Genomic DNA, 13,181 nt, shown 5'->3' on the forward strand with positions numbered 1-13,181 from the left:
ATGTAATTTCCGAATCGCCTTTTGTCGAGGAACGGATCATGCAGAACCCCTATTCCGAGATCTTTCGAGCCCCTGGCGCCAAGGGCTTTGCCGCTGCAGGCTTCATGGCGCGCCTGCCGATCGCCATGGCGCCGATCGGCATCGTGGCGATGCTGTCGCAGACGCGTGGCGAATACTGGCTGGCGGGTGCCGTCTCGGCGACATTCGCGCTGGCCAACGCTTTCCTGGCGCCGCAGATCTCCAGGCTGGTAGACCGCCTCGGCCAGACATGGATCGTCGTGCCCACCACCATCATCTCCGTGCTGGCATTCCTGCTGCTGATTGCGTCGGCCAACCAGGATTGGCCGGTATGGACAATGTTCGTGTCGGCGCTGCTGGCAGCGGCCATGCCCAGCATGCCGGCAATGGTGCGCGCGCGCTGGACCGAGCTTTTTCGCGGCCGGCCGGAGATGAACACCGCCTTCGCCTTCGAATCGGCGGCCGACGAGCTGGTCTATATCGCCGGCGCGTCGCTGTCGGTGGGCCTCAGTGCGGCGCTGTTTCCGGAAGCAGGCATGCTGGCGAGCACGTTGTTTCTCGCTTTGGGCTCGATAGCATTCATCCTGCAGCGATCGACGGAGCCGAAAGTGCGGCCGGTGGACCATGGTTCGACTGGCTCGGCAATCCGCCTGCGGCCGGTACAGATCATCACCTTCGCCCTAATCTTCATCGGCGCGACCTTCGCGACGACGGAAGTGAGCACGGTGGCGATCACCAAGGAGTTCGGCCAAGCCGGTGCCGCAAGCCTGGTGATCGGCGTCTATGCGCTGGGATCGTTCGTGTTGGGCATCGTGGTCGGCGCGCTCAACCTCAAGACGCCGCTACAGCGCCAGCTGACCGTCGCGGTCGCCATCATCGCAGTCAGCACGATTTTGCCGCTCACCGCCGACAGCGTGCCGATTTTGGCGCTGACCGTCTTCATCAGCGGCGTGGCGATCTCGCCGACTTTCATCACGGCATTCGGCCTGATCGAACGGCATGTGCCGGAAGCGATGCTGACCGAGGGCATTACCTGGGTGACAACGGGAATCGGCATCGGCATGGCGCTGGGCTCTTTCGCCGCCGGCGCGGTGGTGGATGCGTTCGGCGCCCAGAACGGGTTCTGGGTCTCGGTGGTCGCGGGCGGCATCGCGCTGGTCACGGTGCTGCTCGGCCAGCGCAGTCTTGCCACTCACAAATGCGAGTTGGATGGGTGTGAAGCGGCCGTCGCTGCCGCGGAATGAACCATGACGCGTCCGGTTCAGCGGATCGGACGCTATTGCCGCCGTCGAACCTAGAGAATCTCGGTCTTGGCGATGTGGATGCCAAAACCTTCGAGGCCGACATAGTGGCGCTCGCGCGAGGCGATCAAATTGATCGAGGAAATGCCGAGATCCTTCAGGATCTGAGCACCGAGCCCGATCTCGCGCCATTCATTCTCGCGGCGGCGCGCCTCTTCGTGGTCCTCCCGGTCGCCGCTCGCCGGCCGGTTGCGCTCCTGGTGGGCGACACCGACCGAGCCCTCGCGCAGATAGACGATGACGCCGCGCTTGCGCTCGCCCATCGCCTTCATGATGGCGTCCAGCCGGTGGCTGGTGCCGAAGACGTCGGTCACCACGTCCTCGGAGTGCAGACGCACAGGCACCTCTTCCCCATCGCGGATGTCGCCGAAGACGACGGCGACATGATGCATGGAATCCCAGGGCAGCGTGTAGGTGAAGACTTGCGCCTTGCCGCCGAGCGTGTCGATCTCGGAGCATGCCACGCGTTCGACCAGTGTTTCCTTGCGTTGCCGATAGGCGATGAGGTCGGCGACCGAGACCTGCTTGAGGCCGTGCTCCTCGGCAAAAGCCGCGACCTGCGGGCCGCGCTTGACGGTGCCGTCATCATTGACCAGTTCCGAGATCACGCCGATCGGCGGCAGGCCGGCGAGCTTGCACAGATCGACGGCCGCCTCGGTATGGCCCGAACGCATAAGCACGCCGCCTTCGCGCGCGATGAGCGGGAAGATGTGGCCGGGGCGGACGAAATCGGAGGCGCCGACATTGCCGTTGGCGAGATTGCGCACGGTCAGCGTGCGGTCGTCAGCTGAAATGCCAGTCGTGGTGCCGTGCTTGAAATCGACGCTAACCGTGAAGGCGGTGGTGTGCGCCGAATCATTGTCGGCGACCATCGGCGCAAGGTTGAGGCGCTTGGCCTCCTCGCGCGGCATCGGCGTGCAGACGATGCCCGAAGTGTTGCGCACGATGAAGGCCATCTTTTCCGGCGTGCAATGGACGGCGGCGACGATCAGGTCGCCCTCGTTCTCGCGCCCGTCATCATCCATGACGACGACGATCTCGCCCCGCTCGAAGGCGCGGATTGCTTCGACGATCTTTTTCTGGTCGTAAGACATGGAAATGCTCGCTTCGCTCGCAAGGGAGTAGGGGAATAGGGCAGTAAGGGAGTAAGGGAGTAAGGGAGTAAGGGAGTAAGGGAAAGGAAAAATTGCTCGTCTCGCGGGCAGCTTAACAGACTGCCCTACTGCCCTACTGCCCTACTGCCTTCCTTGCCTGTCTGTCCTCGGTGCCGCAGATAATGGTCGGCGATTGCGCAGGCAACCATCGCCTCGCCGATCGGTACGGCGCGAATGCCCACACACGGATCATGGCGACCCTTGGTCATCACTTCGACGTCGTTGCCGTCCTTGTCGATCGACTTCCGGGGCGTCAGGATTGAAGACGTCGGCTTGACGGCGAAGCGGGCGATGATCGCCTGGCCGGTCGAGATGCCGCCAAGGATGCCGCCGGCATTGTTGGACAGGAACACCGGCTGGCCGTCATTGCCGATACGCATCTCGTCGGCATTCTGTTCGCCGGTGATGCGGGCGGCCTCGAAGCCGTTGCCGATCTCGACGCCCTTGACGGCGTTGATCGACATCAGGCCTGACGCGATATCCTGGTCGAGCTTTGCGTAGATCGGCGCGCCGAGGCCGGCCGGAACGCCGTCGGCGACGATCTCGATCACGGCGCCGACGGAGGAACCCGCCTTGCGGATGCCGTCGAGATAGCTCGTGAAAACGGGAACGGACGCCGGATCCGGCGTGAAGAACGGATTGTCCGCGTCGCCAATGAAATTCCAGTTCCAGTTGGCGCGGTCGATCGACTTCTCGCCCATCGATACCAGTGCACCGCGCACCACCATGCCCGGCACGACCTTGCGGGCGAGGGCTCCGGCGGCGACCCGAGCCGCGGTCTCGCGCGCCGAGGATCGGCCGCCGCCGCGATAGTCGCGCACGCCGTATTTGACGTCATAGGTGTAGTCCGCATGGCCCGGCCTGTACTGGCGGGCGATCTCTCCATAGTCCTTCGAGCGCTGGTCGACATTCTCGATCAGCATGGAGATCGGCGTACCTGTCGCGATCATCGTCTCGCCGTCATCGTCAAGGATGAAGCCCGACAGCACCTTCACTTCGTCAGGCTCACGGCGCTGCGTGACGAAGCGCGACTGGCCGGGCCGGCGCTTGTCGAGTTCGGCCTGGATTTCGTCACGCGTGAAGCGGATGCCGGGTGGGCAGCCGTCGACCACGCAGCCCAATGCGGCCCCATGGCTTTCGCCCCAGGTGGTGACGCGGAAAAGATGGCCGAACGTGTTGTGAGACATCGCAAAGTGCCCTGCCCGGCATCGGAGCCGACTGAAGCCTGCCTTCTATTGGCGTTTTCCACAGGGGTCAAACCGTGATCTTCGGATTTAGTTTTGACACATTCGATTGGTTTCTGCTCTGCTCCATTCGCCGTTGAGGATCCGCCGCTACCCATGCCGGCGCAATACCAAAGAGGACGATGATGCGTACCCTGATTGGCGCTGTTGCCGCCACATTCCTGCTTTGCACCGCCGCTTTCGCCGGGCAGACCGAAGGCCTGATCAAGAAGATCGACAAGGACGCGCTGACCCTGACGCTGGACGACGGCAAATCCTACAAGCTGAACGCGGAAACCGATCTCGACGCGCTGAAGCCCGGCATGGACATCGTCATCGCCTATGACGTGACCAATGGCGAAAACGTGGTCACCGATATGCAGTTGCCTGACAGCGACTCCGACTAGGCTTCCAATGCAAATCGGCTGTTCGGCGTTTGTTGAGCCGTTACAGCCGTTTTATGCACCCCGCAACCGGCAGCCTGCATGAGCCTTCCTGGATCGTGCCGGGTCCCTAAAGCCACCCCAGGCTGTCGCCTTCCAGCTTGAGCACGCGGTCCTGCGGTATCGCCAGCTTCGCCGCATCGTTCTCGGCCATGTCAAGCACGAAGCGAAACAAGGTGCGCATGACGCCGCCATGCGTCACGCAGACTGTCTGGCGCTCGAGCGCGTCGAACCACGGCTTTACCCGCTCGAGCAGCATCTGGTAGCTCTCGGCATCTTTGCCCGGCGGCTGAAAGTTCCATTTGTCCAGCGCACGCGTCCTGCTCGCACCCGGAAATTGCGTCTCCAGCTCGGCAAAGGTGAAACCCTGCCAATCGCCGAAATTCACTTCAACAAGGCGGGGGTCGGTCCCGTAGGCAGCCGGGTCGAGCTTCATGGCGGCGCGAATGCGCTCCATGGTCTCGCGCGTGCGCCGCATCGGGCTGGCGACGAAATCGAACTCTGCGGGATTGGAGATCAGGTCAGCCAGCCGATGCCCGTTTGCGCTCGCCTGCTCGCGGCCGAGCGCGTTGATGTCGGTATCGGCCTGCCCCTGAAGCCGGAATTCGGCATTCCACGCGGTCTGGCCGTGGCGCACGATATAAACCAGCGGGTACATCAGGTCTTCCGGAGGTCGGGCCAGGGCCTGGGCGGAGGATAGGCGGAGGAGTTAATCCTTGACTGTCGAAATGTCAGGTGCGTCGACCGCCTTCATGCCGACGACGTGATAGCCGGAATCGACATGATGCACTTCGCCGGTGACGCCGCGCGACAGGTCGGACAGGAAATAGACGCCGGAATCGCCGACCTCTTCCTGGGTGACCGTCTGCTTCAGCGGCGAATTGTACTCGTTCCACTTCAGGATGTAGCGGAAGTCACCAATGCCGGAAGCGGCCAGCGTCTTGATCGGGCCCGCCGAGATCGCGTTGACGCGGATCTTCTTGGCGCCGAGATCGACGGCGAGGTAACGCACGCTGGCCTCGAGTGCGGCCTTGGCGACGCCCATGACGTTGTAATGCGGCATCACCTTTTCGGCGCCGTAATAGGTCAGCGTCAAAAGCGAACCGCCATCGGTCATCAGCGCCTCGGCGCGCTTGGCGATGGTGGTGAAGGAATAGACCGAAATATCCATCGTGCGCAGGAAATTATCGCGCGTCGTCTCGACATAGCGGCCGGTCAGTTCGTCCTTGTCGGAAAAAGCGATGGCATGGACGAGGAAGTCGAGCTTGCCCCAATGATTGGCGACATTTGCGAAAACGTCGTCGAGGCTCGCCGGATCGGTCACATCGCAATGGCCGGCGACAAAGGCGCCGAGTTCCGCAGCCAGTGGCTCGACCCGCTTCTTGAACGCTTCACCCTGATAGGTCAGCGCGATCTCGGCGCCGTGGTCGACGCATGCCTTGGCGATGCCGTAGGCGATCGACCTGTTGTTGGCGACGCCGAGGATCAGGCCGCGTTTGCCGGCCATCAGGCCCTGTCCACCCGCCATATGCGTGCTCTCCGCAAGATTTCTTATTTGTGGAGAGCCCTATCGCACAGGCACAGAGCCCCTTCAAGCGCTCAAACGGGACAGTTCGGGGACAAGAGCCGCCAATCAGCCTTTTTGGCTGCGCAACAGCCCTTCGAGCGCGCTGTCGCCGCCTTCTGGCAGCATGATGCGCACATGGGCGTAGAGATCACCGTGGCCGCCGGCCTTTTCCGGCAGGCCCCTGCCCTTCAGGCGCAGGACCTTGTCCGAGCTCGACCAGGCGGGAACGTTGACCGCGAGCTTGCCGGTCGGCGTTTCTACGGCCACCTTGGCGCCAAGCACGGCATCGGCCAGCCCCACCGGCAAATCGGCATGCAGGTCGCGGCCCTCCAGGCGGTAGCGCGGATGCCGGCGGAAGCGGATCTTGACCAACGCGTCGCCGGGCTGGCCCGGCCCTTGCTCGCCCTGCCCCTTCAGCCGGATGGTCTGCCCGTCCTCGACATAGGCCGGCAGCTTGACCGCCACCTTGCGGCCGTCAGGGAACATCGCCGTGACCTTTTCAGCGTTCGCCGCTTCCTCGATGGTGATGTCGAGCGTGACATTCAGGTCGGCGGCGGTTGCCGGCTGGCGGCGGTCACCCATTCCTGCCCCGCTTTGGCCGGGGCCGCGCGAGCCGGAGAAGACGTCGCCAAAAATCTGGCTGAAGATATCGCTGTTGCCGTCGAACGGATCGCCGCCCGGGCGTCCGGAGCGGAACTCGAATCGCGAACCGCCGGCTCCCTGCTGCTGGCGACGAAAACCGGCGAAGGGGTCACCGCCACCGGGGGCGCCCTCGAAGCCCTGGAAACGCGGCTTGCCGTCGGCGTCGATCTCGCCCCGATCGAAAGCGGCGCGGGTCTTCTCGTCCCCGACGATCTCATAGGCCTGATTGGCCGCGGCAAAACGGTCCTTCGCCTTGGGATCATTCGGATTCTGGTCCGGATGGTGCTTCTTGGCGAGTTTGCGGTACGCCGATTTTATGTCCTTGGCCGATGCGTTCTTTGCAACGCCCAGCACCTCATAGGGGTCGCGCATGCTTCCTGCCCTGGAGAAAGAGTGAGTCCATAGTCGCCTCTTATATGCGCTCGCATAGGAAGAAATTCCAGTGCTGGACGTTATTCAAAGGTGGAAGCTCAAAGCGCCCTGAAGTCCTGCATGCGCCAGCCGCCGGCGCTGGCCAGGCAAAGTTCGCCCGCGAACATGGCAACGCCGTCAAAGCTTTCGCGCGAAGCCTTGAAGCGGCGGCAGGTCTGGCCCCCGTCCTTCAATTCCGCCAGTTCGGTAATTGAGCCGCGCGAACCCGTACCGGCATTGGCCCACGGCACGGCTTGACCGCCGAGCTGCTCGATGTCGGCGGAGGACACCGCGTTGCCGATCGTCGTCTGGTCGGAATCGCGGTCCGAATCGGCCGGCGCGGCTGGAGCCGAAATGCTGCCGGTCAGGATCGAGCGATCGACCTCGGCCTTTTGCAGGCTGAAGCCGCCCGCGCCACATGCGGCAAGCGGCAAGGCAATCATCATGATCGCGGCTTTGGCGCTGGCTGAAGCAAATAGGCTGCCTTGCCTGCTGTCAAAAGCTTGCGCGATACGCGACAATCGGCAACCTCCCCTGTTTGATGAAAATTTGAGAAAAACTATGAGTGAGACTGAGTTAACAAGCGGTGACTTTACCGAGGCCGCCGAGCCGTTTCGCCTTTTTGCCGCATGGCTGGACGACGCCACCAAAAGCGAAATGAACGACCCCAACGGCGTGGCGTTGGCAACCGTCGATGCCGAGGGCATGCCGGATGTGCGGATGGTGCTGCTCAAGGGGTTCGATGAGAGCGGCTTTGTGTTCTACACGAATTTCGAAAGCGCCAAGGGCCGGGAGATCCTAGGCAGCATGAAGGCGGCGATGTGCTTCCACTGGAAATCGCTGCGCCGCCAGGTGCGCGTGCGCGGGCCGGTGGAGATCGTCAGCGATGCCGAAGCCGACGCCTATTACGCGACACGGCCGCGCGGCAGCCGCATCGGCGCCTGGGCCTCGAAACAGTCGCGGCCGCTGGAAAGCCGGTTCGCGCTGGAAAAGGCGGTGGCCGAATACACGGCCCGCTACGCCATCGGCGAGATTCCGCGCCCAAAACACTGGTCGGGTTTCCGCATCGTGCCGAAGACGATCGAGTTCTGGCACGACAGACCGTTTCGGCTGCATGACCGCGTGGTGTTTTCGCGCAATGCCGGGGGCGGTTGGGAGAAGACGCGGCTTTATCCCTGAGTTTGTAAACTAGCGCCGACATCCTCACTGCGCCTAGCCCGGGCTGGCCAGTGGCGACCGAGGCACGCGGGATAGGTCGGCGCTCCACCCCACCCTGCGGGCCGACCTCCCCATCTAAGGGAGGCGGGGGCCGAACTATTTTTTTCTGGTCATGAATGCCGTCAGTGCAGCGCGGGCTTCGTCCGATTTCAGCCGCTCGCGAAAATGCTCGCTTTCCACGTTGATGCGGGCGACGAGGTCCTCGCGAGAGCCGCGCATCAGGTCGCGCGCGATCCTGAGCGCCTGCGGCGGCTTGGCGGCGATCTGGCCGGCGGCCGCCAGAACCGACGCCTCCAGCGCTCCTTCCTCGACAACTTCGTAGATCAGACCAGCGGCCTTGGCGCGTTCGGCCGACAAGCCTTCGCCAAGGCCGAGCAGCGCGAACGCGCCCTGCTGGCCCAGGATGCGCGGCGCCAGCAGGCTCGATCCCGCTTCGGGCACAAGGCCGAGGTCGACGAAGGGTGTCCTGAACACGGTGCGCGGCGTGGCGAAGGTCAGGTCGCAGTGCAAATTGAGCGTGGTGCCGATGCCGACCGCGATGCCGTCGACACCGGAGACGATGGGTTTTGCGACCCTGGCCAGCGCCGTCAGGAAATCCCAGACTTCCGTGCCGCCTTCGCCGCCAGTCGCGACGACCATGAAATCGGCGAGGTCGTTGCCGGAGGAGAAGGCACCGGGCACGCCGAGAAAGACATGGACGCGAATTGCCGGATCCGCATCCCCTTCGGCCAAGGTTTGCGACATCTTGGCGTACATGGCGCGCGTCAGCGCGTTCTTCTTGTCCGGGCGGTTTATGCGGATGATCTGCATGGCGCCCTGGCGCTCGACGAGGATATGGTCTGTCACGGTTCTTTCCTTGTGAACGTCAGGCGGAAATCAATGTCTTGCCGGCAGCGGCGAGGCTTGCGGCGCCGTCGACAACGCGCTCCTTCAAGGCACTTGTCTCGCCGAGCAGGTTTTCGGCGAAAAAGCGGCAAAGGGCGACGCGGCCGTGATCGGCAACGGCGCCCCGCGCCAAGTAGGCGCCGCCGGCTGCAAGCGAGACCAGCCGGAGATAGGGTGTCGCGCCGGCAAGCGCCTCGCCAGTCCGGCCATCGGCCGACAGTTTTTGCAGGAAACGTGTCGCTTGCGTCAGATCGTCGAGCCCGCGGTCGAGAGCATCGGCCGTATGGCCAAACCCTTCGAGATTCGATGTCCGCACGGCGCTGGCGACAGCGGCAAGCTCGGCGATGAAGCCGTGCACATGCTCGCCGCCGCCGAGCGGCAGTTTTCGGGTCACCAGATCGATCGCCTGGATGCCGTTGGTGCCCTCGTAGATCGGCGCGATGCGGGCGTCGCGATAGAGTGCCGCAGCCCCCGTCTCCTCGATGAAACCCATGCCGCCATGGACCTGGACGCCAAGCGAGGCGACCTCGACGCCGATATCGGTCGAAAAAGCCTTGGCAAGCGGCGTCAACAGGTTGGCCCGGTCGCGCCAATGCGCCGCCTGGTCACCAGACGATACGCGCGCCAGGTCGATGGCATGGGCACAGGAATAGCTGATCGCCCGCGCGATCTGCGTCAGCGCCTTCATGGTCAGGAGATTGCGCTGCACGTCGGGGTGATGGACGATCGGCGCCATGCCGGCACCGGCGTAATCCGCCGCCTTGCCCTGGCGGCGCTCATTGGCATAGGCAATCGCCTTCTGGGTCGCGGCTTCCGCGACCGCCACGCCCTGCATGCCGACGGCGAGGCGGGCATTGTTCATCATGGTGAACATGCAGGCCAGCCCCTTGTTCTCCTCGCCGATCAGCCATCCGATGGCGCCGGGCTTGGCGCCCTGAAAACCGTCGCCATAGATCATGGTGCAGGTCGGCGAGGCATGGATGCCGAGCTTGTGCTCGAGGCCCGAACAGAAGACGTCGTTGCGTGCGCCAGGCGAGCCGTCCGCGCCGACCAGGAATTTCGGCACCAGGAAGAGCGAGATGCCGCGCGTGCCCGCAGGCGCGTCAGGCAGCCGCGCCAGTACCAGATGGACGATATTGTCGGTGAGATCATGCTCGCCATAGGTGATGAATATCTTCTGGCCGAAGATGCGGTAGGTGCCGTCGCGGGCCGGTTCGGCGCGCGTGCGCAAGGCAGCGAGGTCCGAGCCGGCCTGCGGCTCAGTCAGGTTCATCGTGCCCATCCACTCGCCGGAGACGAGCTTTGCGAGATACTTGGCCTTGAGCTCTTCCGAAGCGTGCTTGTCGAGCGCCTCGACCGCACCCATGGTCAGCGTCGGGCCAATGCCGAAGGCCATGGCGGCGGAATTCCACATTTCGAGCGCGGCGACGCCGAGCATGGTCGGAAGCGCCTGCCCGCCATATCCTTCCGGGCCGGAGAGCGCGTTCCAGCCGCCGTCGATCCAGCGGCGATAAAGTTCCTTCCAGCCCGGCGGCATGGTCACTGCCGCGTCCTTCAGCACCGCGCCGTGCTCGTCGCCGATCTTGTAGAGCGGCGCGACCTCTTCGGTGGCGAAGCGGCCGGCCTCGCTAAGAACGGCGTCGACGAGATCCTCGCCGAGATCGCCGAACGTGCCGTCATCGAGGGCAGGCTTCAGGCCGGCCACATGCTTGAGGGTGAACGCGATGTCCTCGACCGGTGCCAGATACATGCCGCTCGCTCCTCCTGATGCATCGGCCAGGCTGATCCTAGGACCTGAGTGGGACCTGCTTGCCACACACCGTATTCGCCTTTGGGCGATCGCCCATCTTCTTTTTACGTAAACGTCAAATTTTGTCACGCTGATTTTGTAATCGCGCCGGCTCGTATTAAATGCGATGGACGCCGGGTCAAAATCGACCGGCAACAGACCAGAACCAGCCGACTGGAAACCAACTCATGCTTGCCAGACCTGACGCCTACCGTTGTATCGAGTGCGGCCTGCCCTACCGGGCGGCGGGGTTCTCGTACTATCATGGCGAATTGGAAAACGGCGCCGCCTATTGGTCGGATCGCGGTATATTGTGCTCGCCGAAATGCTCGCTCGCCCATCATCGCAAACGCGCGGCCGAAGGCACGTTGCAACAGGGCCCGGCGCCGGATCCGTTTGAAATTCAGCCATTCGGCCGGCGCTGACCGTCGCACTTGATATGTACGGGTAAATCCCGTACATACTGTGCTAGAGGTGATCGCAAGGACAAACCAACTGACCCGTACCTCCCGTCTCGAAGCTCGGATATCCCCGGATATGCTGAGTGTGGTGAAACGTGCCGCCGAAATCCAGGGCCGCAGCGTCAGCGACTTCGTCGTCTCCGCAGCGCAGGAAGCTGCACAACGCACCATTGAGGAGACCGCTATCATCCGCCTGTCCATCGAGGATCAGCTCGCTCTGGCAGAGGCCATTCTCAATCCGCCCGAACCTAATGAAGCGCTGCGCAAAGCCGCCGACGCCTACAAGCGAGTTGTCGTCGAATCCCGGTGAGTCTAGGCTTGATCATCGAGCCGCTGGCCGGATCGTATGATCGTAAGGCATTCAGCTGCGGCGTGCTGGCACTCGACCAATATCTACACGAGCTGGCAAGCCAGGACGTCAAACGCCGAGTTAGCAACTGCTTTGTCGCCGCGGACCGTGATGTCGGTCTCATTGCCGGATACTACACTCTTGCAGCGTCAAGTGTGCCCATCACTTCCCTGCCGGAAGACCTGACAAGACGCCTACCGCGTTACCCGGTCCTGCCCGCCATATTGATCGGAAGGTTGGCAGTCGATACCCGATATCAGGGACAAAGAGTAGGATCGATACTGATCGTGGATGCACTTCGGCGCTGCGCCCAAGCTGCTCCTGCTTCCTTCGCACTGATCGTCGACGCAAAGGACGACAAGGCCGCCGCCTTCTATTGCAAATATGGTTTCAGGCCATTTCAAGACCGGCGGTTGTCGCTGTTCCTATCGGTAGCGACGGCGTTGAAGCTGTTCGGCTGACGGACCGCATTGCCTTGAAAGCGAATCCTTAACCATAGCGGTCCAGGATTTGCCTTTGATCAACGGGGATTCCTGTTTGAAGAGAACGGCGCATCTTCTTCGCCGCCCAGCGATCGCTCTCGCGGCGATGATGGCGCTGACAACGGCGGCAAGGGTCTCGGATTTCTCCGAGCCGTGGAAAAGTGCCGACCGGGCGCTTGTCGTCGATGCTTACGAATACAATTCCATCGACTGGGCGCAGCTTGCCACGGACAAGCGCGTCGTCGGCTTCATCAACAAAGCCTCCGATGGCATGTCGCCGCCCTATTCCTGCTCCGGAGACGATACCGAGGTCAAACTCTGCAAGGCACTGTGGAAACGCCATGCGGTGACGCGCGAACTGTTCCAGACGCGCAAGGTGGTCGCCAAGGCGCTCGGCCTGAAATGGGGCGCCTATCACCTCGCCCGCCCCGGCAATCCGGTCGAGCAGGCCAATAATTTCCTCGATTTCGCCGATCCCGCGCCGGACGACCTCATGGCCCTCGACATCGAAGGCATTGATCCCGCGCAATGGATGTCGCTCGACGACGCCGAGGCGTTCGTGCGCCAGGTGCATCGGCGCATCGGCCGCTTCCCGGTACTCTACACCAATGGCAAGACCGCCCAGTATATCGCCGACAACAGCTACAAATACCGGCTGCTGTCGCGGCTGCCGCTCTGGTACGCGCGCTACAAGCCTGACATCGACGTGCATTTTCCCATCGGCAACTGGCAAGGCTATGCGCTCTGGCAGTTTTCGGCGCAGGCCAATTGCGGCCGCTTCCGGTGCCCCTACAGGGTAGCCGGCACGCCCGACGACATCGACGTCAACGTCGCGCCGACAGATGCCGCCACGCTGCGCCAGCAATGGCCGTTCGGCGGGCTGATCGACGTGCCCGCGGATTATCTCGCCAGCGTACCGGTGCCGCTCTCGCGCGAAGCCGCTTTGGCCGGCAAGACCACCCTCATCTACGCCGATGTGGCGACGCCGCCGAGTTTCGGGGAAATGGTCGCGGTGCTTGGTTCGCGCTGGTCGAAATTCCGCGACGGGTTCCGCATGCCTGTCGTGAAGACGGTGCCGCGGCGGCCGATCTTCGGCATCGTCCAATATGTCTCCTGGAAGCGCACCGGGCAGCGTACCCCAGCGCAACTCGACGCCGCCTTCGCTGCGGCGGCGGACCCGGTGAGCACCGCTTCTACCGAACCCGACCGCGGCAAACGCTGAATTTGTGCGACCGGAT

Annotated in this window: 15 protein-coding genes; 7 read left to right on the top strand and 8 right to left on the bottom strand. The window is 63.2% G+C overall.

What is annotated here, in order from left to right; all coding sequences use genetic code 11:
* The first annotated feature begins 38 nt into the window (after positions 1 to 38).
* Positions 39 to 1,262, top strand: coding sequence for an MFS transporter (locus FJ986_RS15960; RefSeq protein WP_140674977.1), 1,224 nt, complete (start codon positions 39 to 41; stop codon positions 1,260 to 1,262).
* Between the two features lie 50 nt (positions 1,263 to 1,312).
* On the opposite strand, the gene ribB is transcribed toward FJ986_RS15960, so the two are convergent.
* Positions 1,313 to 2,413 carry a 3,4-dihydroxy-2-butanone-4-phosphate synthase gene (gene ribB / locus FJ986_RS15965; protein ID WP_140514808.1) on the bottom strand — a complete coding sequence of 367 codons (1,101 nt, stop codon included), beginning with the start codon at positions 2,411 to 2,413 and terminating at the stop codon, positions 1,313 to 1,315.
* 125 nt (positions 2,414 to 2,538) lie between these two features.
* On the bottom strand, positions 2,539 to 3,660 hold the full coding sequence (aroC, locus tag FJ986_RS15970) for a chorismate synthase (RefSeq protein ID WP_140514806.1): 1,122 nt from the start codon (positions 3,658 to 3,660) through the stop codon (positions 2,539 to 2,541).
* Positions 3,661 to 3,842: 182 nt separating this feature from the next.
* Between aroC and FJ986_RS15975 the strand changes: the two genes are divergently transcribed.
* A complete protein-coding gene (locus FJ986_RS15975; RefSeq protein ID WP_140498049.1) occupies positions 3,843 to 4,103 on the top strand; it encodes a DUF1344 domain-containing protein in 261 nt (86 codons plus the stop codon).
* Between the two features lie 106 nt (positions 4,104 to 4,209).
* Here FJ986_RS15975 and FJ986_RS15980 read toward each other — a convergent pair whose 3' ends face one another.
* The 4 genes from FJ986_RS15980 to FJ986_RS15995 form a co-directional block, all read right to left on the bottom strand.
* Complete coding sequence (locus FJ986_RS15980; protein ID WP_140559375.1) at positions 4,210 to 4,797, bottom strand: histidine phosphatase family protein; 588 nt, start codon at positions 4,795 to 4,797, stop codon at positions 4,210 to 4,212.
* Between the two features lie 51 nt (positions 4,798 to 4,848).
* Positions 4,849 to 5,667, bottom strand: coding sequence for an enoyl-ACP reductase FabI (fabI, locus tag FJ986_RS15985; protein WP_140514802.1), 819 nt, complete (start codon positions 5,665 to 5,667; stop codon positions 4,849 to 4,851).
* Positions 5,668 to 5,772: 105 nt separating this feature from the next.
* Positions 5,773 to 6,720 (bottom strand): DnaJ C-terminal domain-containing protein, encoded by a 948-nt coding sequence (locus FJ986_RS15990; RefSeq protein ID WP_140580765.1) that lies wholly within the window; start codon positions 6,718 to 6,720, stop codon positions 5,773 to 5,775.
* Between the two features lie 98 nt (positions 6,721 to 6,818).
* Entirely contained in the window at positions 6,819 to 7,280 is a 462-nt protein-coding gene (locus FJ986_RS15995; protein WP_140514798.1) for an RT0821/Lpp0805 family surface protein, read from the bottom strand.
* A gap of 40 nt (positions 7,281 to 7,320) precedes the next feature.
* Here FJ986_RS15995 and pdxH point away from each other — a divergent pair, with 40 nt between their 5' ends.
* Positions 7,321 to 7,938, top strand: a complete 618-nt coding sequence (gene pdxH / locus FJ986_RS16000) for a pyridoxamine 5'-phosphate oxidase (protein WP_140498039.1) — start codon at positions 7,321 to 7,323, stop codon at positions 7,936 to 7,938.
* Between the two features lie 135 nt (positions 7,939 to 8,073).
* Here the strand turns inward: pdxH and FJ986_RS16005 are convergent, their stop codons facing one another.
* Together FJ986_RS16005 and FJ986_RS16010 are read right to left on the bottom strand one after the other, a co-directional pair.
* Positions 8,074 to 8,823 (bottom strand): crotonase/enoyl-CoA hydratase family protein, encoded by a 750-nt coding sequence (locus tag FJ986_RS16005; protein WP_140674980.1) that lies wholly within the window; start codon positions 8,821 to 8,823, stop codon positions 8,074 to 8,076.
* 19 nt (positions 8,824 to 8,842) lie between these two features.
* The gene (locus tag FJ986_RS16010) at positions 8,843 to 10,612 is read right to left on the bottom strand and encodes an acyl-CoA dehydrogenase (protein ID WP_140559372.1); all 1,770 of its coding nucleotides are present in this window, start codon (positions 10,610 to 10,612) and stop codon (positions 8,843 to 8,845) included.
* A 227-nt stretch (positions 10,613 to 10,839) separates the two neighbouring features.
* Here FJ986_RS16010 and FJ986_RS16015 point away from each other — a divergent pair, with 227 nt between their 5' ends.
* From FJ986_RS16015 to FJ986_RS16030, 4 genes are all read left to right on the top strand, one after another.
* Complete coding sequence (locus FJ986_RS16015) at positions 10,840 to 11,076, top strand: hypothetical protein (RefSeq protein WP_140674983.1); 237 nt, start codon at positions 10,840 to 10,842, stop codon at positions 11,074 to 11,076.
* A 49-nt stretch (positions 11,077 to 11,125) separates the two neighbouring features.
* On the top strand, positions 11,126 to 11,422 hold the full coding sequence (locus FJ986_RS16020) for a DUF1778 domain-containing protein (RefSeq protein ID WP_348640448.1): 297 nt from the start codon (positions 11,126 to 11,128) through the stop codon (positions 11,420 to 11,422).
* An 8-nt stretch (positions 11,423 to 11,430) separates the two neighbouring features.
* Positions 11,431 to 11,922 (top strand): GNAT family N-acetyltransferase, encoded by a 492-nt coding sequence (locus FJ986_RS16025; RefSeq protein ID WP_246681805.1) that lies wholly within the window; start codon positions 11,431 to 11,433, stop codon positions 11,920 to 11,922.
* A gap of 127 nt (positions 11,923 to 12,049) precedes the next feature.
* Complete coding sequence (locus FJ986_RS16030; protein ID WP_140580949.1) at positions 12,050 to 13,165, top strand: glycoside hydrolase family 25 protein; 1,116 nt, start codon at positions 12,050 to 12,052, stop codon at positions 13,163 to 13,165.
* Positions 13,166 to 13,181 lie beyond the last annotated feature (16 nt).

It is taken from the genome of Mesorhizobium sp. B1-1-1 (assembly GCF_006442955.1).
Classification (GTDB): Bacteria; Pseudomonadota; Alphaproteobacteria; order Rhizobiales; family Rhizobiaceae; genus Mesorhizobium.

Excerpts from the sequence above, each read along its gene's own strand:
- FJ986_RS15960 (WP_140674977.1), top strand. The coding sequence starts at position 39 with ATGCAGAACCCCTATTCCGAGATCTTTCGAGCCCCTGGCGCCAAGGGC.
- ribB (WP_140514808.1), bottom strand. The coding sequence starts at position 2,413 with ATGTCTTACGACCAGAAAAAGATCGTCGAAGCAATCCGCGCCTTCGAG.
- aroC (WP_140514806.1), bottom strand. The coding sequence starts at position 3,660 with ATGTCTCACAACACGTTCGGCCATCTTTTCCGCGTCACCACCTGGGGC.
- FJ986_RS15975 (WP_140498049.1), top strand. The coding sequence starts at position 3,843 with ATGCGTACCCTGATTGGCGCTGTTGCCGCCACATTCCTGCTTTGCACC.
- FJ986_RS15980 (WP_140559375.1), bottom strand. The coding sequence starts at position 4,797 with ATGTACCCGCTGGTTTATATCGTGCGCCACGGCCAGACCGCGTGGAAT.
- fabI (WP_140514802.1), bottom strand. The coding sequence starts at position 5,667 with ATGGCGGGTGGACAGGGCCTGATGGCCGGCAAACGCGGCCTGATCCTC.
- FJ986_RS15990 (WP_140580765.1), bottom strand. The coding sequence starts at position 6,720 with ATGCGCGACCCCTATGAGGTGCTGGGCGTTGCAAAGAACGCATCGGCC.
- pdxH (WP_140498039.1), top strand. The coding sequence starts at position 7,321 with ATGAGTGAGACTGAGTTAACAAGCGGTGACTTTACCGAGGCCGCCGAG.
- FJ986_RS16010 (WP_140559372.1), bottom strand. The coding sequence starts at position 10,612 with ATGTATCTGGCACCGGTCGAGGACATCGCGTTCACCCTCAAGCATGTG.
- FJ986_RS16015 (WP_140674983.1), top strand. The coding sequence starts at position 10,840 with ATGCTTGCCAGACCTGACGCCTACCGTTGTATCGAGTGCGGCCTGCCC.
- FJ986_RS16030 (WP_140580949.1), top strand. The coding sequence starts at position 12,050 with ATGATGGCGCTGACAACGGCGGCAAGGGTCTCGGATTTCTCCGAGCCG.